This window comes from Paenibacillus lautus NBRC 15380 (assembly GCF_004000945.1).
GTDB classification, from domain to species: domain Bacteria; phylum Bacillota; class Bacilli; order Paenibacillales; family Paenibacillaceae; genus Paenibacillus_AQ; species Paenibacillus_AQ lautus.
Map to the genome: position 1 here is coordinate 75,263 of NZ_BIMF01000012.1, position 21,260 is coordinate 96,522.

A 21,260-nucleotide genomic window follows, 5' to 3' on the forward strand; every position below is an offset into this window, starting at 1 on the left:
TGACCACAACTATTTTATCTCACGAGATAAGATAATCTTAAACAAAGGATGATCTGAATGTCAAGAAATCAAATCATAGACACCCTTGCGGAAGAATTACGAAATAACAGTACGGTGACGATCATGTTTCACCAAGCGATCGGTACAAAACTGGGATTAAATGCGACGGATCACAAATGTTTAGATGTCATATTGAACAATCAACCCATTACTGCCGGCTGTCTTTCCGATTTAACCGGGTTAACAACTGGTGCGATCACAGGTGTATTAGACAGGCTGGAGAAAGTAGGGTATGTTTTCCGAGTCAAAGATCCGAAAGATAAAAGGTCGGTCTTGATTTCCGTCGATCGGGAAAAGGCGGAAAAGGATATTTTGCCCCTCTTCCATTCATTCGGTCAACAACTGAATCAAATGTTATCGAGCTATAACGATAAGGAACTTCAAAACGCACTCGATTTTATAAGACAATGTAATTGCTTGTTAAAGGATTTTACAGAAAAAATAATTAAATGATCTCCAGAAAAAGTCCCTCCGCTTTCTTGGTCTTTAGATTCGGCTCGATCACACGATCAGCTTTCGCCGGTGCAGCGCTCCCTGCCCTGTAGCGGCTCCGCTTTTCTAGTATCTGTGTATATCCGAATCTATTGATCACCGAAATCAATTCCACGCATGCTCATGGTAATGCCAAACCCCTGCTTGATCCACTCCGCCACCAGCGGGAGTGTCCAGGTGTACCGAGCTTCAAAACCCACGTAACCGGTTGTTGCTGCTCCAGCATCGTGGCTAACTGACTACGCTGCTCCTCCGTGAGTTTTGCCGGTTGTCCGGGGGAATGATCCATGTTCATGCCGAGCAGACCATGCGTTTGGTAAGTTTGCCAATAGATACTGATGGTTTGACGCGCGCGGCTTAGTAGACCACCGGTCTCATCAAACGCATGTCCTTCCAGACGAAGACGGACCGCCAGATGCCTTTCGTAGAGTCGTTTATCTGATGTTTGTTTCATCGCTGTATTCAAACGCTCGAATTCTTCCTTTCTCATCTTCATCGCCGCCTTGGGGTAAGTTACTATTCATTACCCTATCTGGCGATTGGAGTGACCTTGGTAGTTTCTTAGTTGCGTTTTATATAGCAGCTATAACAGGAGGATTCACGAACTTATGGAAACCGTTCACCCGGTGGTGATCCGTCTCCAATAGAAAAGGGCTGTCCCTGTCAGAGGTATGTCGCCTCCGGGTTCAGCCCTTCATCCCTATCACTCCATATGCAAAAGCATGCGCAGCGAGTCTAGTACTTGCGTCTAAAAATACCGAAGCTCAGCAGTCCGCATGACGCCAAGAACAGATACGGCCCCGCTGCCGCCCCTCTTATTGTCTGGCCAAAGAATTCTACGGTCTTGGATGACACGTACATCATCGTTAAAAAAATAGCGACCAGCGCAAAGGCGTATGCTAAGATCTTATTCATCTTCTTCTCGCGAACCACTTTCAAAAATGGATAGATGAAACATACGATAAAAAACACGCCGCCCTGCAAAAAACCATTCTCTGCAGCCACGCCGATATCCAGCCATTTAAAAAAGAAAGAGGCCATCGCTAAACAGGTGGCTATAAAAATAAACTTGCTCCCCAGATCCCACTGCTTGAACCGAAATTTCATCCATGTACACTCCCCTAGTGTCAATCGCCTGGATGCCATAACACCCTTTAGACAAACTTAGGCTTCATTATACCGGATTTTTGCGGCTGAGGGTAGATCACTACAGGTCTGCAGCACTATTCAGCCACACCGTTTTGTTCGCTGCCGGTTGACGTTTCCCCTGCTTAGGTTCCATATCCGGATATCCGATGTACAGGAAACCCAGCATTTTATCTTCAGGCTTCAATCCGAACGCTTGATTCATCAGCGTATGGAAACACGGCTCGCCCGTTCTCCACACGGCGCCCAGACCCAGCTCATGAATTTGCAGGAGCATGTTCTGAATGCCGGCGAATACCGCTCCGTACTCTTCAAGCTCGATCACCTTGGGATCCGTGGACGGTTCAACCGCCACACCGATGACAACCGGAGCCCGGTATGCCTTCGTACGTCCCGACTCGCGTGCTGCATTTACAGCCTCTTCACTCGTATCATCGCCGCCTGCCGCCTGAATGTCACCAAGGGCGTTGCCGAGCACGTCGCGCCCCTCCCCTTGCATGACAAAGAATTTCCACGGCTCCGTGAGCTTGTGGTTCGGCGCCCAGGTTCCTGCTTCTATGATCTGTTCGATCCATTCCTGCGGCACGGCGTCAGGCTTGACCTTGCCAAGGCTGCGGCGCGTGCGGATAGCTTCACTTACGTTCATATCTCATTTCCTCCCGAGCTATATATAGTTGGTGTAATTTGCTTACTCCTAATTGAGAGCCTGTCTCAATTATAACAAAAAGCACACCATATCGCTTCTAAATTGACCAGTTGAAAATTAATGAGCTGTTTTCACTTCTAAAGCCTCATATTATAATCTAGAAATATTGTAATTCACCCTCTATTTTACTAGCATTTGGTACGAAACGTTCACATTTGCTCTCTCATTTTTTATCTAGATTTCCATGCCATTATCTGGGATAATGAGGTTTAACTCACAAGAAGATTAGGAGGATGATTCATGACTGATAAGCGACTCATAACGCCAGAGGATTTGTACCGGATGCATTGGGTGAATGACCCTGTCGTCTCCCCGGCTAGCGGAGCCATAGCCTATGTACATAAATCCGTCAGCGAAAAGTTCGACGGTTACCGTTCCCATATCCGTCTGCTTCCTCCAAACGGAGACCAGGACGTTCCCTTCACGTCCGGCGAGGCGGATACAGCACCCGCTTGGTCCCCTGACGGGTCGGAGCTTGCCTTCTTGCGCAAAAAAGGCGATAAGCCGCAGGTATGGATCATGCCTGCCAACGGAGGGGAAGCAAGGCCGGTTACCGACATGAAGCACGGAGTCAGCGCCTTCAGATGGTCCCCGGACAGCGCACGCCTGCTCGTTAGAAGCGAGGTGGAAGCTGCAGAACCTACGGAAAGCCAAGAATCAGACAAAGACGGTAACAACAAGCTGCCTGAGGAAAAGATCATTAATCGCATTAAATATAAAGCCGATGGCGCCGGATTGTGGAATGAACGTCGACATCATCTATACCTCGTGAATCCGGCAACGGAAGAGTCCAAGCAAATTACAGAAGGAGATTTTGACGTATATGCCTTCGCCTGGTCACCGGACGGCGCCCGCATCGCATACAGCAGCAGCCTTGCCACGGAGCAATTCCCGGATCCGGATCTTCGTTTGACGGGCGATGTGTTCGTCATGGACCTTGCCAGCGGATCCGTAACCGAATTGACGGATGGAACCCTCTCGAACGGCTCCATTGCATTCACCCCGGACGGGCAGTATATGCTCATGCTTGCCAGCGATCTCAGCTGCGGTTTTGCCACGCTGACCAAAATCCACCTGGTCCCGCTCTCGGGTGGAGAATCCCGCGTGCTCTTCACGGACATGGATATTCAGCTGGGGCACGCCGCGGTCAGCGACATGAGAGCCGGAGCCGGAACGCCTCCTCTGTTCAGTAAGGACGGTCAATCCGTATACATCCAGCTCAGCCAGGATGGCGGCGTCCATATTGGACGTTTTGCCCTGGACGGTTCATCCTATGAGCTGGTGGTATCGGGTGAACGCGAGGTGTACCAATATGCTCTGACACCAGAGGAGAACGTGGTGTTCGCCGCTGCCGACCCACTGCAGCCCGGCGATCTGTTCAGCTTTTCTATCGCTAAGAACGAGGAGAAACGTCTGACGAACTGCAACGAGGAGCTGTGGAACGAGCTTACGTTAAGCACGCCGGAGTCCTTTACATTCCGGACGTCGGACGGCTGGCCGATCCAAGGGTGGATCATGAAGCCAGCCGGCTTCACGGAAGGCGCGAAAGTCCCTGCCGTGCTTGAAATTCACGGCGGTCCGCAAGCCATGTACGGACATACGTTCATGCATGAGTTCCAGCTGCTTGCTGCAGCCGGCTATGCCGTATTCTATACCAACCCGCGGGGTGGCCACGGGTACGGTCAAGTCCACGTCAACACCGTCAGAGGCGATTACGGCGGACGGGATTACCAGGATCTGATGGAAGCGGTAGATTATGTTCTGGATACCTACACCTATGTCGATGCCTCCCGTCTTGGCGTAACCGGCGGCAGCTACGGCGGCTTCATGACCAACTGGATTGTCGGTCATACCGACCGGTTCCAGGCTGCGGTAACCCAGCGCTCGATATCGAACTGGATTTCCTTCTACGGCGTCAGCGATATCGGCTATACCTTTACACAGGATCAAATCTGGGGCAATCCTTGGGACGATCTCGAGAAGCTGTGGAAGCACTCCCCGCTCGCTTACGTGAAGGACGTCAATACGCCGCTGCTCATCCTTCATGGAGAACAGGATCTCCGCTGCCCGATCGAGCAGGGAGAACAGCTGTTTATCGCCTTAAAGCGACTGGGCCGGGAAACCCAGTTGATTCGCTTCCCTGGCGCGGATCATAACTTGTCCCGAAGCGGTCATCCGCATCTGCGGGTTAAACGCTTGAGTCATATCGTCCGTTGGTTTGTGGAGCATATCGAAAGATAAAACAAACAAAAAATCATCCCCGTGTGAACTTGCTCTATGAGCGGCTTACATGGGGATGATTTCTATATGAGACGTTAATATACACCGCCAAAAAAAGACCGCCAGGACAATCCTGGCGGCAATATATATGGGTGGAAGGAAGTTCATGGTTCAGTAGGAATAAGGAGCAGCTAAAAAATGACTGAGACTGAGATTACACTTCAGGTGTTCCGTAGGTTGCGAACCAACCCTTAAGGGTATTGAAATCATCCGTAAAGGACAGGGAGAGCAGCAGCAGAACGCGGGCTTGCTGAGGACTCAGGTTGTCACCTGAAATGATGCCTTCACCGCCGCCGTATACGCTGCCGGAGCCTGTACGGGTCGTTGTTACGAAAACCACCCCCTTCTCAATGGCTTCCTTGCGGGCCGCGCTCATCTCTCTCGAGATGCCGCCTGCACCGGTACCGGAAGTAACAATGCCTTTAGCTCCGTCTGCCACAAAGCCTCTAATTGCACCACCACCGGCTTCCTGATAGGAGATTGCAATTTCAACCTTCGCCAGGTCCTCTTTCGTGATTTTGCTCAGATCAAATGCCGGTTTGCCTTCGCCTTCCGCCTTTATCGCTCGAAGGGGAGCACGGTATATTCGAATATTCTCATCATCGATATATCCGACGGCACCCAGCATAGGCGTTTCAAACGTGTCGGTACGGTAGTCATTGGTCTTGGTTACGCCGCGCGCCAGATGAATCGTATCATTCAGCATAAGCACCGTGCCGAAGGATTCCGTGCGGCCGCTTCCAGCCAGCTTGATGGCATTGAACAAGTTCGCCTGCGCATCGGAGCCGATTACCGTCCAAGGCCGCATGGAGCCGGTAATGACTACAGGCTTGTCGCTTTGCACCGTCAGATCAAGGAAGTACGCAATCTCTTCCATCGTATCCGTCCCCGTCGTTACAACTACACTGTCATAGACCTCAAGCGCATGGTCCACCGTCCGGGACAGATCATACAGATCTGCCATCGTATACGCGCTTGATCCGGAATTGCCGAACTGGAGCGTGCTGATATCCGCAATCTTGTCCGTATTGGGAAGCTCGCCCACCATATCTTCGATCTTCAGCGTACCTGCCCGATAAGATTGGAAGCTGGTGGCATCCGTCGATTGGCCCGCCAACGTGCCGCCAGTCGCAACCACCAGCACGTTGGGCTTGGTCGATTGCTTAGATACTTCCGATAGAGGAGGTACCGTCGTATTCCTTCCCGGCGCTGCAGAGGTCTGTACGGGTGCAGCCGTACTAACCGTGCCTTTCACTTCCGTCACCGTGGCAGCATGTGCCGCATAGGTTCCAGGAGATAAAGAAATAACAAAAGCGGTGAATGCAGCGGTACTCCAGACCGCTAAAGGACGTTTTGACTTTGGTTTCATCATGGCACTCTCCCTTAATGTTATAATATATTACATATGAATATGTATTTGTTAGAGTTATTCTATTTAATGTTATTTAATATAACAAATCGAACATATGATAGAGAAATCGTTTACAATTAAAGATAAACATCAATATCATTATATTTTCATACTTTTTCAACGGATTAAAAATATTATATTCCAGAATAAGGGAGTCCCAAATGATATGGTAGATGCGGATTATGTAATATAACATTACATATGGATTAGCCACTCAACTTTTTAAACCGATCCTTTGAACACAAAAAAGGATAGCCCCTCATCATACGATTGGACTATCCTTGTACATACTGTCGTTGGTTATCGATATAAGTTCATACCGGCATCATCATGCGCCATATGCCATAATGTTATCAACCACGATGTGATTGATCGAATAGGAGCTCGCTACCGCGCGTTCTCTTAAAAGAGTCAATTGAACTTAAGCTCCCTACTCACCGTCAGACTCTGCATTTGTATGGGTCGTAATATGGAATTCCTTCATCATGTTATGGAAGCGTGCGCCGAAGCCTTCGGCGGCCTCCAGGAAATACTGCTGCTTCACGACAAAGCTGCCGCCCTGCCCGTTATCAAAAACGTAATACCGTATCACCGGATCATCCCACGCTTTACCGCCGGTTCCGCCTACTGCACGCACCTCCCAGCCTTGTATCGGTTCATCCACCAGATTCGCCTCGACCTTCGGATACTCTTGCAGTTCCGCCTGGATCTGCTCCGCGGCGGTCTTCGGATCAATGCCCTCCTGCGAAATTTCCATGAACACGTCCGGATAGCGGTCATCCGTCGGTTTCTCCTTCAATTCGATGCGGTCCACGTCCGATTCATGAACCATTTTAAACCGGCTCTCATCAATATAAATCACGTAATCCGCACCCTCATGCAGCTGATCTACGCTCGTTTCGGGCGTGCCTTCAAGCTCCTGCTCGACCGTTTTCTGGGGAGCAAACCATTCCTTCACCTGATCAATAAACGCCTGAACCGGTGCCGTCTGGAAGCTGACGGTCAGCACAATGGCTGCCGCAGCGGCGGTTCCCGCAATCCATCCTGCCGATCTTCGACCGGAACGGCGGCGTCCTTTCGATTCCCGCGGAGCATAGGCTGTTTCGGCTTCCACTGGCCGCTGGGCTTGCTCGCTATGAATCCGCTCCTTAATCGCCGTCCAAATCTCGTCTTTTTGTCGCATCGCGTCATCCGTACCCTTTTTCAAGCCGTCTTTAATCTCTTGATCCAATGGATCACGTCCCATGCTGATTCCCTCCCCTATTCTGCAGCATCCATTCCTTCAACTTCTTTCGGGCTTTGAACAATCTGGACTTCACCGTGTTAACATTCAGCTCCATCATGTCCGCGATATCCTTCTCGGCAAAATCATTCAAATATTTCAAGATCACGGGAATCCTGTGCTGGTCATCCAGCCGCTGTACCATCTCATATATCTCGCCGTGTCGGTCAAAATCGTAGGTATCGGTTTCCGCTGGAAGATCCCTCTCCTCCGATATCTCGGAGGGCACCACTCTCGCATGTTTCTTCAAATATCGGTTGCACTCGTTATAGAGAATCCGGTTAAACCACGGGTCAAAGGGTTTGCTTCCATCATAGGCACCGAGGTTTCGGTAAACCCGGATAAACGTTTCCTGGACCACGTCGGCAGCGCTTGCCGGACTTCCGGTTACTGCGGTAGCCGTTCGAATCGCCCGATCCGCGTATAACCGGTAAAGTTCTTCGAACCATTCGTCACTGTATTCCGTCTTTAGTCGTTGTATAAGGTCGTGTACCAAACCGCGCTTTCCTCCTTTCACTTGGCCAATCACTTACAATACCCCGCCATGCGGGTAAAAAGTTTTCGAATGTGTCATTTTTATAGTATGGCAAAAAAAGGATACCCCGATGCCGCACGGCCGAAGTATCCTTTTTCACATCATAACCTGTCATTACGCCTGCGCCGGGATCGGTTCCATCGGCTGTGCCTGATGACTCACCGGCTCGACCTGCTCTGCCTTTCTCAAGTGCTTCTGCCCGCGCCAGCGGAAGAAGGACAGCACGCCCCGCAAATACTCGTCGGCAATCATGCAGGAGTATATGCCGATGAGCCCCCACCCCATGTGAATGCCGAGTACATAAGAGAGCACGGTCGCGACCAGCCACATCGAGCCAAGGGAAATATACATCGTAAACCTTGTGTCTCCGACGGCATTCAGCGAGTTGCCGAGTGCCATGTTGAGCATTTTGCCAGGCTGGAGAATTAGATTCATGCCCAGGAGCGATGCGCCGATCGCAATGATGGTCTTATCGTCCGTAAACAGCCCCAGCAGCTGCTTCCCGAACACATACAGCAGGAAGGCATTGACGACAACGTAAACAGCCCCGATGCCCAGCGCGCGGTACGCGCTCCGATAAGCCTCCTTGATCCGGCCCGCGCCGAACAGATGCGCGATCTGAATCTGGGCAGCCATCGCGATCGATGAGCCCAGCAAGAAACAGAAGGATTCCAGGGTATTCATATACGTACGTGCTGCCAGCTCGGCAGCGCCCAGCGTTGCAATGAAGGAATAGATGATGAGCTGCGTAAACACCCAACAAGACATATTGATGCCGAGCGGCCATCCAATCTTCAGGATTTCGCCGAACAGCGGACGGTTAAACACCCGGAATTCGTTCCATTTGATCCGGTATTCAAATGAACGAAGGAATATATACAGCAGTAAGAGCACAGCGAGCAGCCGGCTGACCACCGTCGAAATGGCGACGCCGGTAAGTCCCCACTGCGGGAAGCCGAAAGCGCCGAAAATAAACCCATAGTTCATAATGACGTGAATGATATTCATTCCGATCGCTACATACATCGGCGCACGCGTGTTGCCGGTGTTCCGGATGACGGTGCTCATCGTAGCCATCATGGCAATCAGCACCATCCCGCCGCCGACAATGGAGATATACGTTCCCGCTAGCGGAAGCAGGTGATCCGGCAGCTGGAGGATCGAAGCGATGGCCTCCGGCATCGCAAACAATATGACGCTGCACACCAATCCGATGATCGTGGTGGCACTCACCGCCATGATGCCGATCGTTCGGGCATCGCCCGTTTTATGCGAACCGATCTTCTGGGCGATGAGAATGCCGGCACCGCTGGCAACCGTCATGAACAGCGTTGTCATGGCCTGAAACAGCTGATTGGAGAATCCGACCACCGCAACCGCATCATCGGAAATCCGGCTGACCATCAATGTATCCACCGCTCCCAGCAAAAACTGCAGGAACAGCTCGATGAATATGGGCCATGCAAGAACCCATAATGTAAATTTGTTTGTGTTTTTATCCAACATTCCAACCTCCACCCATGATGTAAGGGTTAAACACAATTCATGATGAAACGGTCTTTAACCTTCTCAAATTATAGATGGTATACTGGAGTTATAATATCATTTTCCGAACGAAAACTATCAAAATTCAAACCTCACGAATCACGAAAGGGCTTTCTTATGACAATCCTGAATTTTACCGTTCCGCCGCTGCCGGAATACATCAATAGCGGGCTTACCCGGGCCCCCATTCACAGTGGACACCCCAACCGTAAGAACATTGGCATCTTTGATCTGCTCGTGGTCATGAAGGGGCAGCTCCATGTCACGGAGAATGGCAATCCTTATGAAATCAAACCTGGCATGTTCCTCATCCTGCGTCCCGATACTCATCATTTCGGCACGAAGGGATGTACGGAGGAGACCGATTATTACTGGCTTCATTTCCAAACCTCCGGGGACTGGCATGCGGACGAAGCCTGCCAATCGCCTAGAAGAGAAGAGGCTCCGGAACTGAAGGCGATGACGCCGAACTATTTTTCCGTCAACATCCCCCAATTCGGCACCCTGCCTCAACCGGAAAAGGCCCTGGAGCTCCTGGCTACCATGTCTTCGTTGGTTCAGTACGGTCACCAGGCCAAATTTCTGTGGCGGCAGCAGGTGGTGTTCCAAGAGCTCATCGAGCAGCTGGCCGCCGCACTGGATACGCCGGTGTCCTCCCCTTCCTCCGCTTGTGCCGAGCGGGCCGCGGCTTATCTGCGGAAGCATTATCGCGAAGAGTTCAAGGTGCAGGAGCTGGGCGAACGCATTAACTTCCACCCTGTTTATATCGCACGCTGCATGCAGAAGGAATTCGGCTGTTCGCCCGTTGAATATTTGCAGCGTTACCGGATCGAGCAGGCCAAAATGCTCCTCATGCAGACCGATTTCAGCATCAGCCGGGTTGCTGAAGAGGTTGGTTTCAATCATGCAGCGTACTTTACCTCCTGTTTCACAAAGCAGGAAGGGATCTCACCGCGTAAATACAGGCAGCGGTTCTTCATGAATTAATTCATTTTTACGCAAAATCTTAGAAAGTGGCTTGCAACCTGTGCGGGAAGTCTTTATAATGAGAATTAACCATATGATAATGATTATCATTACCGGACAAGTGAGAATGTGTTGAGAATGGGCGTTTGAGCTCCTACACGCTTCGCTTGGAGAGTTTATATATAAAGGAGAGCCGATTGACTTATGAAAACGACTTCCCGCCGCTGTTCTCTGCAAATCGATGATTATTTGGACCTGCTGAACCTCGCCATCCAGCTTGGAGACGTGAAATGGCAGAAAGAAATCACCCGCAAAATGGAAATGACGCTGTCTACGTTGGAGACTGCAACTCAATAAATAATATCATAGGGATTACATAATCCTGCATATAGGAAGACACCCGATCGCGAATTCCAGGCATGTCCCAGGAAAGCCGATCCGGTGTCTTTTTTTTCTGCGAATAGAATAAAACGACCCAGTCACGGGACTGGATCGCCGATTCTTTAGCTGCCTCGAATTTAGCGCCACATCGTCACCATATCGATCCAACCGATCCCAGCCGGCGAACTCTCTTGGATCTGCTGTATAAATCTGATGGGCAAAGTTTAAGCGAGCTGTGCGTTCCCCTGGAGATGACCCGATTCGGTGTCATGAAGCATCTTCATATACTGGAGGAAGCCGGTCTTATCACAACGAGAAAGGTCGGCAGGGAGAAGCTGCATTATCTGAACTCCGTGCCGATCCGTCAAATATACGACCGGTGGGTCAGCAAATACGCTGAGCCCTGGGCCCTGGAATTAACATCCCTTAAAAATGAATTGGAGCGTGAACCGAATATGGAACAGAAACCCCGGCATGTAAACCAGATCGCTATTAAAGCAGCACCCGAGCAAGTATGGCGCGCCATTACCGACCTGGCCAAGACATCAAAGTTCTGGTACAACTGCTCCATCCAATCCAACTGGGAAATCGGCTCTCCTTTCGAACTTAAGAACCCCGAGGGCAAGGTACAAGCAGAAGGGAGCATTATAAGCATAGATCCTCCGCATAAGCTGTCCCTGAGCTGGAGGATGTTAATAAACGATGATACTGCCAGCGAGAATCCCTCACGCATTACGTGGGAAATTGATCCTCATACTGAGCTTGACGGTGTGACCCTTGTAACGGTTATTCATGATGAGTTTGATCAGGCCAAACATACGGCGAATACGCTCGAGCTAGGCTTGCCGATCGTACTGTCGGGATTGAAAACCTTACTTGAAACGGGTTCAACGCTTACTAGTCAATAATGGCATCAACGGTGAAAAACGGATTCGCATGTAAAATAACAGAAGCCATTTAATAATAGTGGGAGAACCCTGCCGCTTGACGGTCAAGGTTCTCCCTCCTTGTATAAGACAATATGATTATTGCTGTTTTGTCCTCCCGGCGTTTTCCAAACTACCCCTGCTGCAATCCCGCACCCGTTTGTACCTTGATCCGGTATTCATGCGGCGAAATTCCTTCCAGCTCTTTGAATACGCGCGAGAATTGCTTGGTGTTCTCGAAGCCGACCGCTTTGCCAATGTCCGCAAGCTTCATGGTACCGTCCAGGAGCAGGTCCTTGGCCTTCGTAATCCGCAGCTTTTTAAGATAAACCACAAAGTTCTCACCCGTATGGGCCTTAAACGCTTCACTGAAATAAGAATAATTCAAAGACACATAATTGCTGACCATCGCCATGTTCAGCGGCTTGTGATAATTCTCCTCCATGTAACTTACCGCTGCCTTGATCTCGGAATGCTCACTGTGTGCGGAACGAATCCCTTTAACATATTCATTCACATGCAGCAGCAGATGCTCCAAATTTCTGAAGTAGGTGTGAAAATGACGGTAATTGTCCATCGTCCCTACCTTGCGGTACAGCTTCAACACTTCTACCATGGATTCCCCGTACACGCGGAACACCTCATCCAGCACCTGCTCATTGATCCGCTTGCTGACATGTTCCAAATAATCGATGGCCACATGCGGCATATCCCCGATATGAAATATATCCAGCAGAAGCGCCTTGATCTCCCGCTCCCGCTCCGTGCCGAGCATGTTGCCCAGCTTGCGGATGCTCTCTTCCGGCACCGGATACGTGCGCAGCTCCCCCTGAATATCATCATGGCTCATCAGCCTGACGTTGGGATGAATGAACGTATAGCTCAGAGCGGTCAGCGCCTGAATGTAACAGATCCGAATATCTTCGATCCGGAAGCCTTCCCGGCTAATGCCCACGAAAAGCCCGTCCATCTCCCGTTCGGTAAACTGCCGTGCCAACTCCTCGAATTGTCCGTCCGGACTGCCGATGAGCACGATCCTCCCCTTGCTGTCCAGAAAGCAAGCGTTGATCCGTCCCTCCACTGAAGCCCTCATGTTATCAATCAATTGCTTCAGCTCATCCTTGTTCATGGGATTGCCGTCTTCGTACTTGTATTTCATCACAGCGACTCGGAATGGCTTCACGAACGAATCAAACCCGATTTCGTTCGTGGCAGCCCCCATGTCCATCCCCTGCCCTTGGGGCAGCTCCAGCAGCTCCTTCAGCCGATGGGTCTGCAGCTGCTGAAGATATACCTCGCTGGCAGCCACCCGGTTGTGCACTTCCGCTTGCCGGATCAAAACTTCTTCTGTCTTTCGGAGGGCAGCGAACAGCTCATCCCGTCGAATCGGTTTAAGCAGGTACTCCTTCACCTGGTAGCGGATCGCCGCTTTCGCATATTCAAAATCGTCATATCCGCTCAGGATCAGAACGACGGGTTTAACCTCCAGTGTTCCTTCCAGTTCAGCAAGTGCCTCAATGAGGCGGATTCCGTCCATGACCGGCATCCGGATGTCCGTAATGACGATATCGGCCGGTTCCTCGCGGAAGGAATCCAGCGCTTCCTGCCCCTGGGCAGCCAAGCGGATCTCGTACTGATCCGGGAATTCCCGTTCAATCATCGTTTTCAATCCATTTCGGATATTCTTCTCATCATCCACGATCATCAGACTTCTCATGTCCACCGCCTCCTCCTGTTAACAGAACCTTAGGGAATGTCATGGTCACCTGCGTGAACTTCCCCTCTTCGCTCTTCACTTCGATTCCATATTCATTCCCGTAGAACAACCGGATTCGCTGGTGCACATTCCGAAGTCCGATTCCTCCAGCCTGCACGCCGCCGCGCCCGTAATCTACGGAGGAGAGTTCCTCGTTGTCCGCCGTTCGCAGAATCTCGCCCAGCCTGCCCAGTCGATAAGGCTCGATCCCGATGCCGTTATCCGTGACGTTAATCGTGATCCGGTTCTCTTCCCATGCAATGGCATCGATCTTGATCCGCTTCTCCTGATCCGGGAACTCGGGCCAGGCATGCTTGACGGCATTTTCAACGATGGGCTGCAGCGACATTTTCAATACCTCGAGCTCCATGAATTCGGACGGAATGTTGAGTTCAAGCCGGATCGGCTCATCGAACCGGATATTCATCACATCGATATAGTTGCGAATATGGCGAATTTCATCCTTCAGTTTGACGTACTCCCCCGACCATTTGAAGTTGTAGCGCATCATCCCGCCAAGGGAGGTCAGGGCGTCCGAAATCGTCCGCTGCCCCTCGATTTCGGCCAGCATCTTAATATTTTCCAGCGTATTGTATAGGAAATGGGAGTCAATCTGGCTGTGCAGCGTTCGCAGCTCCGCTTCCTTGGTCACCGCTTGCTTGCGTACGCCCTGGGCAATCAGTTCATTAATGGTCCGGATCAGTTTGTTAAAATGATGCGCCAGTTCTCCCACCTCGCCGCCGCCCCGAATGGCAATAGTCGCGGTCACTTCTCCCTTGCGGACCCTCTTCATCGTCTCCGTCAAACGGCGCAGACTCTTCAGGATGATGGAATTCAGGTAATACGTAATGATCGACAGCAGAATAATCAATACGATGTTGGCCGCAATAATCTGCCCCTGGGCTTTGGATACGTTATTCAGGGCCCCTTCCAATGAAACGACATTCAGCACGTGGGCATGAAGCCGCTCCATTGGCGTCGCAATGAGCAGGAACGAGGAGCCGTTTAAAATAAAGCGGGCATGCACGGTCTCCTCGGAGTCACCCGTATGCAACTTTAGCTTAGCGAATTGGATCGCCACCTCGTCCCGGAGTCCCTCATGACCGGTCATGAACGATTGGCTTCGGTCCATGAACAGCTGCCCTTCCTGATCGACAATGACCATCTGCGAGCTGTCATCCACGATACCGGCAAAGGTCTTTGGAGCAAAGTGCTTGAGCAGCATATCCACCTGGATCACGCCGCTGTAACTCCCGTTAGGGACTTGGCGAATCAAGGACACCTTCGGCAGCTCCTCTGACACGTCCGCTGCATAGCGCTGCAGTATATCAGGATCGCGGTGGTTGAACACCCACAGCTCTCCGCCATCCAAATCCTTGACTTTAGGGAACCAAGGCTCATTAGCGATCCGTATCTCCTGGAAAATAATCGGCCACATTTCCGTCACGTTAGAGTTGTTTGTATATAACCGAAGGTGCGCAATATTCGGATTGTTGGTTTGGATCCGCTGGATATCCTTAAAAGGCCCCCAGGCCAAATTCATCAGCCACGCCGGCTCGGGTTCTTCATGGACTCGGAGATAATCCTTGATGCCATCATCCGAGATCGCCAGCTGTGCCGCCATTTCAATCGCCTCAATCTGATTCAGCATGTTCATCTTCTCGATTTCCAGCAGGAATGAGTTCTGGTTGAGCGCATCGCTGATATAGGTATCCCGAATCTGCTTAAAAAAATAGTTCGACACGATAATGCTCGGAATGAGCAAAATCAAGATATAGGCAGCAACCAAACGGCTCTGCATCGACCTGCGACCAAACCAATACGTAAACGATTGAATAAGCGATCTCATTCGCGTAATCATGACTGTCACATCCCGTTTTCATGAAATGACCGTAACCGAGTCCTGGATGGAAAGGCAGTATAGCTGATCGGATACCATCCTATATTAGCTCGTGATGCGACAAAAGGCACCCTATTTCGACAAAATCGATAATAGGGTACCTTAAGCCTTCATTCTGTTCTTCCGCGCGAGAGAATATCCTTACTTCAAGAACTCCTCAAGCTTCTTCACGTTCTCTTCGTATTCTTTTTGTCTGTATTCCTGAACTTTCGAGAAACCGAGGGATTCACGCTTCGCTTGGTAATCGTTCCAGATTTGATCGAACTCGGCATCCGTTTTGGCAAAGATCAGCTTCGGCAGGATTTTACCCCACTCGTTCATTACCTTGTCGTTAATGATGCCTTCCTCGGAGCTTGCATCCGGATCCAGTTGATCGAATTGCGAGAAGCTCTGGGTCTTGCCGCGAGTCCAGTCTTCCATCTGCTTGAACGGCTCGACGGCAGCAGGCATCCAAGGCTGCGTAACGTTGTTATCCATCATCATCCAGAAGGTATGGGATGCTCCGTACTTCTTGTCGAACGCGCCGCGGTCGCTGTTCAGCAGCTCTGCAACCTCAGGCAGGAATTGATCTTTGCCGTCAATCGTGTCCCATGTCACGCCTTTTTCGCCAAGGTAGGTATCACGCTGGCCTTCTTCGGAGATCAGGTAATCCAGGAAGCGGATGGCGCGCGCTTTGTCTTTGACGTTCTTGGAGATCAGGGTTACCGTCCAGCCGGAGATCGAAGGACCCGACAAGGTCGGCTGATCCAGGTTGGAGTTAGCCGGTCCGTCCACCGCGATGTAGACCGAGTTCGGATCGTTTGCATACAGCGCGTTCTGCTGGTTCGCCATATCGCTGCGTTGATACAGCATGGCGAAATAGCGGCCCTGTGCGATTTTTTCTTCCATCTGCGGACGTTTATCCACGAAAATATCCTTGGACATCAATCCTTTTTCATTCGCCGTACGGAACGTCTTCAGCCATCTTACATATTCCGGATCCGTGCTGCGGTCATACAGCTTTCCGTCTTTATCCTGCGGAATGGCGAGGAAGTTCTGCAGGTAGCCCTCGAGGGAGCTGTTGCCTTTTTCATGGAAATCATGCAATCCAAACGGAATGAGCGGCTGTCCGTTCACGTCCGGGAACATTTTCTTGGCGTCCTCAAGCGCTTTCAGGAAACCTTCCGGCGTGCGCATATCCGGGCTTCCGAGCGCCTCATACATGTCTTTGCGGACCAGGAACGTTTGGTTGGAGGTAATGTTATCGCCAAACTTCTCATAGTCCTTCGGTGAAGAGGAGGCATTGGGGTAACCGTAAATGTTGCCGTCATCCTTGGTGTACCACGACACCTTCGCAGGGTCGGTAACTTTATAGAAATACGGATCGTATTGGTCGGCCAGTTCGTTCAGCGGCAGAACGAGGTCGCCTTCGATCATTTTTTTGACAGCGTCTTCATACCATCCCAGCGTAATAAAATCAGGCAATGTGCCGGAAGCGATCATCGTATTCATCTTCTCGGCTTCGTTCCCTGCCGGTACGATGAAGTTGACATTCACTCCCGTCTTCTTCGTTACGTATTGGGACGTAATGTCCTCGCCCCATTTGTTCGGGAACCAGGCAAAGTTGATGTACCAGTCAAATGTAATTGGGGATGTATCGACTTCCCATCCCGGCTGATCCTGAGTCAATTTTACTTCTTCTGCCGGTTTATCTTCCTCTTTTTCCGACGCGTTATTATCACCGCCGGACGAGCACGCTGTTGTAAAGGCCATGACCAGTGCGAACATCAACAACAGAAGGCTCTTTGGCTTAAGCATCTTGCTCATCTGTTTACCCCTTTTCTTATTTAAAAATATGATTATATAGAACTCCCGCCATATTAGGCAAGAGAAGCTACCTCTAAGATCTTCCCTCCCCCCGGGTTCCCCGGGAGATGGAAAACGAAGCTATCAACGAACGCATGAATCAACCTTTAATGGAGCCGATCATCATCCCTTTGACGAAGTACCGCTGCAGGAACGGATAGACGAAGACGATCGGCGCCGTCGTTACGACCATGGTTGCCATCTTGATCGATTGGGAGGTGACCGTCTTGGCCACGCCGCCCGGCACCTGGGCCATCATCTGATTGGAGCTGGATTGAGCGACGACCTTATACAGATACGTCTGAATCGGCTGCAGATCCGTATTGTTGATGTAGATGACGCCAGTGAAATAGTCGTTCCACTGGAACACCCCATGAAACAACGCAATCGTCGCGATAACCGGCATGGATACCGGCAGCACGACCCGGAGGAAGATGGACCAGTCATTAGCCCCGTCAATCTTCGCCGCCTCCTCCAGACCGTCCGGAATTTCCCGGAAGAAGGTCATGAAGATGATGAGGTCGAAGAAACTGAACATGAACGGAATAATGTACACCAGGAAGCTGTCGAGCATATTCAAATCCTTGATCAACAGATAGGTAGGAATCAATCCGCCGCCGAAAAACATCGTTATCGTTCCGAGCAAAATATAGAATTTGCCGCCGATCAGACCCTTCCGGGAAAATGCATAAGCCACCATGGCGGTGAAGAGGACGTGAATGAACACGCCGATCACGGTTTTGGCTACCGTAATGCCCATCGCCGTCATGATGCCGGAGCTCTGGAACACCGCGCTGAAATTCTCAAGACTGAACATCCGCGGCCACCAATAAATCCCTCCCCGCATGGCGTCCTGCCCGTCATTAAAGGCATTCACCAGCACGTACCAGATCGGGTAGATGGTCAGAAAGCATACGATCAGCATGCCGAAATTATTGAATATATCGAAGAAGGCTTCGCCTTTGGTTCTGCGCTTAAACATGGATTATTCGTCTCCCTTCTCGCTGCTCCCGCTAAAATAGTGATGTGTCGTTCAGTTTTTTGGTTACCTTGTTCGCGATCAACAGCAGGATAATCGCAATGACGGATTTGAACAATGCGACGGCTTGCGCATAAGAGTAACGTCCGTTCTGCATCCCGGTGTGGTACACAAAAATATCGATGACGTTGCTCGCGCTTTCGTTCAGCGAGTTTCGGAGCACCAAAATCTGATCGAAGTTGGAGTTCAGCACACCACCAACCGCAAGAATGAAGAGGATGGATATGGTCGATTTGATGCTTGGCAGCGTGATATACCACATTTTCTGAAACCGGCCTGCGCCATCAATCGTCGACGCCTCGTACATTTCAGGCGAAATGCTGGCAATGGCCGCCAGATAGATAATCGCGGACCAGCCAAGCTCCTTCCATATATCCGAAGTGATAATAATTCCCCAGAAGTATTTCGGTTCGGCCAGATAGGTGATCGGCTCATCGATCATATGCAGAGCCAGCAAGATATTGTTGATAATCCCGATATCCGCAAGCCAGGTCATCAGAATACCGCCGAGAATGACCCATGACAAGAAGTGAGGCAGATAAGAAATCGTCTGAATGGTCCTCTTGTAGCGAACGGACCGGATTTCGTTCAGAAAGAGTGCAAAAACGATCGGAAGCGGAAATCCGATAAACAGCTTCAGCAAGCTGATCCCGAGCGTGTTCCGCATGACGTTTGTAAAGTCCTCGTCGGAGAAAAACTCCTTGAAGTGCGCAAGCCCTACCCATGGAGCTTCGCCAATGGACTTCACGATATTGAATTCTTTAAATGCAATGATGACACCGTACATGGGAATGTAGTTAAAGATGATCATCCACGCAACGCCGAGCAGCGCCATAATTTGGAGATGTCGTTGGCCGTAGAGCTTTCTGAGCCATCTTTTTCTGTCAAGCTTCTTCTGTACAGAAGGCTCCATTGAGGGACCGACACCGGTTTCGGAAACATCGGCATGAAGTTGATTTTGCATGGTTATGACCTCCAAGTTGATCCTATCATTTTGAAAACCTTTACATTCTCTATGTTTATATTGTAGATCGTCCTTTCTCTGCACGAAAGGTTTCAGATTTCGTTTCAAGGGGCTCATTTTTCGGGTAGACTCCGGCATTTACGAAAAAATGTTACCCAAAAGCGAAATATTGCGCCCTATGCTCATTCCAGGAACAAAAAAAGGCATGAACAGCAGCCTCCACAGCTGCCATTCATGCCTTCCCTCTTGCTAACGATCTTTCGCCGCAAGCGATCTATCGGATCGTCATGGCGGCGTTATCGTTTTTTCCTTACGTATATCAAACGGTTCCCCAGTTATTCCCCTTTGTCTTCCCCGTGTTGTTCCTGTTTGCTTTCGTGTTCCTGTTGGTATTTCTCACGCATCAGCTTCTGCATGATGAATTTCTCCTGATCGTTCAAGCCGCCTTGGTTATCCTGGCTGATCATGTTGTCAATGTTTCGCTTCAGTACCTCGGTTTGCGTGTTCAATACATTTCACTCCTTTGAATTTTGCGTCCCTTATGATGTAACATCATTCTGAATCAGAATGAAAGGGTACACGTATTACTAACCATTCTCCTTCCAATGAAACAGAAATAGACGGATTTACCATAAAATCCGAAGGTAGCTTCAAGAAGAATTTGTGTTTGCCCAGCGCTTTCTCTAGGTATTAGCTGCTATTTGCGCTCGATCTGAATCCCCTTAGCCAGAGATTTCTGTTGTTTATTGGTATTAACTAGCTGCGGCAGGCTTCTCGTTTCCTTGACCATAGGGGATTGACACAAATGGCATACCGGTTCCGTGTCGAACGCAAAATCGTCCCGCATCCACCCTTTGCAGTCTTCCTTTGTGCATGCCCAAACTTCCGTTATTTCTTCAGGAATACTCTCCATCGAGTTTTTACGCGAATACATGAACGCTCCTCCTTATTCTCGTCTTAGAAAATAGAAACGCCGTATAAAAGAAAACTGCCCTTAATGTCGCACATTAAGGGCAGTCTTCAATTGTAATTACAATTTAACAACGTTCTCAGCTTGTGGTCCACGGTTTCCTTCAACGATGTTGAATTCAACGCGTTGGCCTTCGTCAAGCGTTTTGAAGCCGTCGCCTTGGATCGCGCTGAAGTGAACGAATACATCGTTACCGCCTTCAACTTCGATGAAACCAAAGCCCTTTTCAGCATTAAACCATTTAACAGTTCCTGTTTGCATGGGGGAATCCTCCTTGATATATATTTACATGACCTTTTTTTCTTCGCAGACGGAATAAAAAAATTCACATATTGCACAAGGTTATCAGAAATGACAACCCTCTACAATATGTGAATTCAGGTCGATTTCGATATTCATATCTTAACACATTTGACCGACGATAGCAAATACCAATGCAAAAGATTCTGCGGAAAAATTAAAGTTATTTTATTCGGCATCATTCCGATTAAGCACAAGCAGGCATATACAACTCCCGGCATATGCCGGGAGCTGGATCCGGAGCAGGTTTTTTACGCGTAAACGTTTACTTTCGCAATTCCTCCAGCGTTTCCTTCCAGCGCTGCAGGACTTCATCCGGGTCGTGCAGCTGAAACTTCACGGCCGATATAATATCCGCATACTTCGCGATATCTTCGCGAACAGCCACTACCTCGGCATCAAAACGCTGCAGCGGATGCCGGGCATCCGGCAGATCGGGAAGCGCTTGAAGACGCAGCCGAACATAATGGGCCGCTCCATCATGGATCGCCACCAATGTGCCTTGTTCGGTGCGAAGAAGATTGCCAGTCGTAACCGTTCCCTGCCATAATGCAAGTCGAAGCCGGCTCCGGTCTAAGGCCAGCACCTCCCCCACGCTGAGCATGGCCGTATTCGGCCATCCATCTTCGGTTACGCTCAATAGCATCATCGCTTCATACTGTTTCGACTCCAGATCCGAGCCATCCAGCCATTGGCACAACCCTTCCGATATTGCAGCCTGTTTCGTCACAGCGCCATCTCCCCTTCAACTTATAA

The 21,260-nt window shown here is 50.2% G+C and carries 21 protein-coding genes; 5 read left to right on the forward strand and 16 right to left on the reverse strand.

What is annotated here, in order from left to right:
* Positions 1 to 57 precede the first annotated feature (57 nt).
* A complete protein-coding gene (locus PLA01S_RS20160; RefSeq protein WP_127593745.1) occupies positions 58 to 513 on the forward strand; it encodes a MarR family transcriptional regulator in 456 nt (151 codons plus the stop codon).
* Positions 514 to 673: 160 nt separating this feature from the next.
* Here PLA01S_RS20160 and PLA01S_RS20165 read toward each other — a convergent pair whose 3' ends face one another.
* The 3 genes from PLA01S_RS20165 to PLA01S_RS20175 all read right to left on the reverse strand — a co-directional run bounded on the left by PLA01S_RS20165 (position 674) and on the right by PLA01S_RS20175 (position 2,344).
* On the reverse strand, positions 674 to 1,006 hold the full coding sequence (locus tag PLA01S_RS20165; RefSeq protein ID WP_164817477.1) for a COG3415 family protein: 333 nt from the start codon (positions 1,004 to 1,006) through the stop codon (positions 674 to 676).
* Between the two features lie 281 nt (positions 1,007 to 1,287).
* Positions 1,288 to 1,659 carry a hypothetical protein gene (locus PLA01S_RS20170; protein WP_127593747.1) on the reverse strand — a complete coding sequence of 124 codons (372 nt, stop codon included), beginning with the start codon at positions 1,657 to 1,659 and terminating at the stop codon, positions 1,288 to 1,290.
* 100 nt (positions 1,660 to 1,759) lie between these two features.
* On the reverse strand, positions 1,760 to 2,344 hold the full coding sequence (locus tag PLA01S_RS20175) for a nitroreductase family protein (RefSeq protein WP_127593748.1): 585 nt from the start codon (positions 2,342 to 2,344) through the stop codon (positions 1,760 to 1,762).
* Between the two features lie 300 nt (positions 2,345 to 2,644).
* Between PLA01S_RS20175 and PLA01S_RS20180 the strand changes: the two genes are divergently transcribed.
* Complete coding sequence (locus PLA01S_RS20180; RefSeq protein ID WP_127593749.1) at positions 2,645 to 4,645, forward strand: alpha/beta hydrolase family protein; 2,001 nt, start codon at positions 2,645 to 2,647, stop codon at positions 4,643 to 4,645.
* Positions 4,646 to 4,838: 193 nt separating this feature from the next.
* Here the strand turns inward: PLA01S_RS20180 and PLA01S_RS20185 are convergent, their stop codons facing one another.
* From PLA01S_RS20185 to PLA01S_RS20200, 4 genes are all read right to left on the reverse strand, one after another.
* The gene (locus tag PLA01S_RS20185) at positions 4,839 to 6,056 is read right to left on the reverse strand and encodes an asparaginase (RefSeq protein WP_127593750.1); all 1,218 of its coding nucleotides are present in this window, start codon (positions 6,054 to 6,056) and stop codon (positions 4,839 to 4,841) included.
* 469 nt (positions 6,057 to 6,525) lie between these two features.
* The gene (locus PLA01S_RS20190) at positions 6,526 to 7,341 is read right to left on the reverse strand and encodes a hypothetical protein (protein WP_127593751.1); all 816 of its coding nucleotides are present in this window, start codon (positions 7,339 to 7,341) and stop codon (positions 6,526 to 6,528) included.
* Entirely contained in the window at positions 7,331 to 7,873 is a 543-nt protein-coding gene (locus tag PLA01S_RS20195) for an RNA polymerase sigma factor (protein ID WP_100539938.1), read from the reverse strand. The genes PLA01S_RS20190 and PLA01S_RS20195 overlap by 11 nt, the downstream gene beginning before the upstream one ends.
* A 153-nt stretch (positions 7,874 to 8,026) precedes the next feature.
* A complete protein-coding gene (locus PLA01S_RS20200; RefSeq protein ID WP_127593752.1) occupies positions 8,027 to 9,418 on the reverse strand; it encodes an MATE family efflux transporter in 1,392 nt (463 codons plus the stop codon).
* A gap of 156 nt (positions 9,419 to 9,574) precedes the next feature.
* Here PLA01S_RS20200 and PLA01S_RS20205 point away from each other — a divergent pair, with 156 nt between their 5' ends.
* The 3 genes from PLA01S_RS20205 to PLA01S_RS20210 all read left to right on the forward strand — a co-directional run bounded on the left by PLA01S_RS20205 (position 9,575) and on the right by PLA01S_RS20210 (position 11,712).
* The gene (locus PLA01S_RS20205) at positions 9,575 to 10,444 is read left to right on the forward strand and encodes an AraC family transcriptional regulator (protein WP_127593753.1); all 870 of its coding nucleotides are present in this window, start codon (positions 9,575 to 9,577) and stop codon (positions 10,442 to 10,444) included.
* A gap of 183 nt (positions 10,445 to 10,627) precedes the next feature.
* On the forward strand, positions 10,628 to 10,780 hold the full coding sequence (locus PLA01S_RS32060) for a hypothetical protein (RefSeq protein WP_164817478.1): 153 nt from the start codon (positions 10,628 to 10,630) through the stop codon (positions 10,778 to 10,780).
* Positions 10,781 to 10,962: 182 nt separating this feature from the next.
* The gene (locus PLA01S_RS20210) at positions 10,963 to 11,712 is read left to right on the forward strand and encodes an ArsR/SmtB family transcription factor (protein WP_127593754.1); all 750 of its coding nucleotides are present in this window, start codon (positions 10,963 to 10,965) and stop codon (positions 11,710 to 11,712) included.
* A 151-nt stretch (positions 11,713 to 11,863) separates the two neighbouring features.
* Here the strand turns inward: PLA01S_RS20210 and PLA01S_RS20215 are convergent, their stop codons facing one another.
* The 9 genes from PLA01S_RS20215 to PLA01S_RS20250 form a co-directional block, all read right to left on the reverse strand.
* Positions 11,864 to 13,447 (reverse strand): response regulator, encoded by a 1,584-nt coding sequence (locus PLA01S_RS20215; RefSeq protein WP_127593755.1) that lies wholly within the window; start codon positions 13,445 to 13,447, stop codon positions 11,864 to 11,866.
* Positions 13,422 to 15,347: a cache domain-containing sensor histidine kinase gene (locus PLA01S_RS20220; protein ID WP_127593756.1), complete on the reverse strand. Its 1,926-nt coding sequence runs from the start codon at positions 15,345 to 15,347 to the stop codon at positions 13,422 to 13,424. The genes PLA01S_RS20215 and PLA01S_RS20220 overlap by 26 nt, the downstream gene beginning before the upstream one ends.
* Before the next feature lie 180 nt (positions 15,348 to 15,527).
* On the reverse strand, positions 15,528 to 17,192 hold the full coding sequence (locus tag PLA01S_RS20225) for an extracellular solute-binding protein (RefSeq protein WP_174819232.1): 1,665 nt from the start codon (positions 17,190 to 17,192) through the stop codon (positions 15,528 to 15,530).
* A 139-nt stretch (positions 17,193 to 17,331) separates the two neighbouring features.
* On the reverse strand, positions 17,332 to 18,213 hold the full coding sequence (locus tag PLA01S_RS20230; RefSeq protein WP_127593757.1) for a carbohydrate ABC transporter permease: 882 nt from the start codon (positions 18,211 to 18,213) through the stop codon (positions 17,332 to 17,334).
* 31 nt (positions 18,214 to 18,244) lie between these two features.
* Positions 18,245 to 19,234 carry an ABC transporter permease gene (locus PLA01S_RS20235; protein WP_127593758.1) on the reverse strand — a complete coding sequence of 330 codons (990 nt, stop codon included), beginning with the start codon at positions 19,232 to 19,234 and terminating at the stop codon, positions 18,245 to 18,247.
* 335 nt (positions 19,235 to 19,569) lie between these two features.
* Positions 19,570 to 19,743 carry a hypothetical protein gene (locus PLA01S_RS32065; RefSeq protein ID WP_164817479.1) on the reverse strand — a complete coding sequence of 58 codons (174 nt, stop codon included), beginning with the start codon at positions 19,741 to 19,743 and terminating at the stop codon, positions 19,570 to 19,572.
* 188 nt (positions 19,744 to 19,931) lie between these two features.
* Entirely contained in the window at positions 19,932 to 20,168 is a 237-nt protein-coding gene (locus tag PLA01S_RS20240) for a cold-shock protein (protein ID WP_071222231.1), read from the reverse strand.
* A 96-nt stretch (positions 20,169 to 20,264) separates the two neighbouring features.
* Entirely contained in the window at positions 20,265 to 20,465 is a 201-nt protein-coding gene (gene cspD, locus PLA01S_RS20245; RefSeq protein ID WP_006207896.1) for a cold-shock protein CspD, read from the reverse strand.
* A 304-nt stretch (positions 20,466 to 20,769) separates the two neighbouring features.
* Positions 20,770 to 21,234 carry a pyridoxamine 5'-phosphate oxidase family protein gene (locus PLA01S_RS20250; protein WP_127593759.1) on the reverse strand — a complete coding sequence of 155 codons (465 nt, stop codon included), beginning with the start codon at positions 21,232 to 21,234 and terminating at the stop codon, positions 20,770 to 20,772.
* Between the last annotated feature and the right edge of the window lie 26 nt (positions 21,235 to 21,260).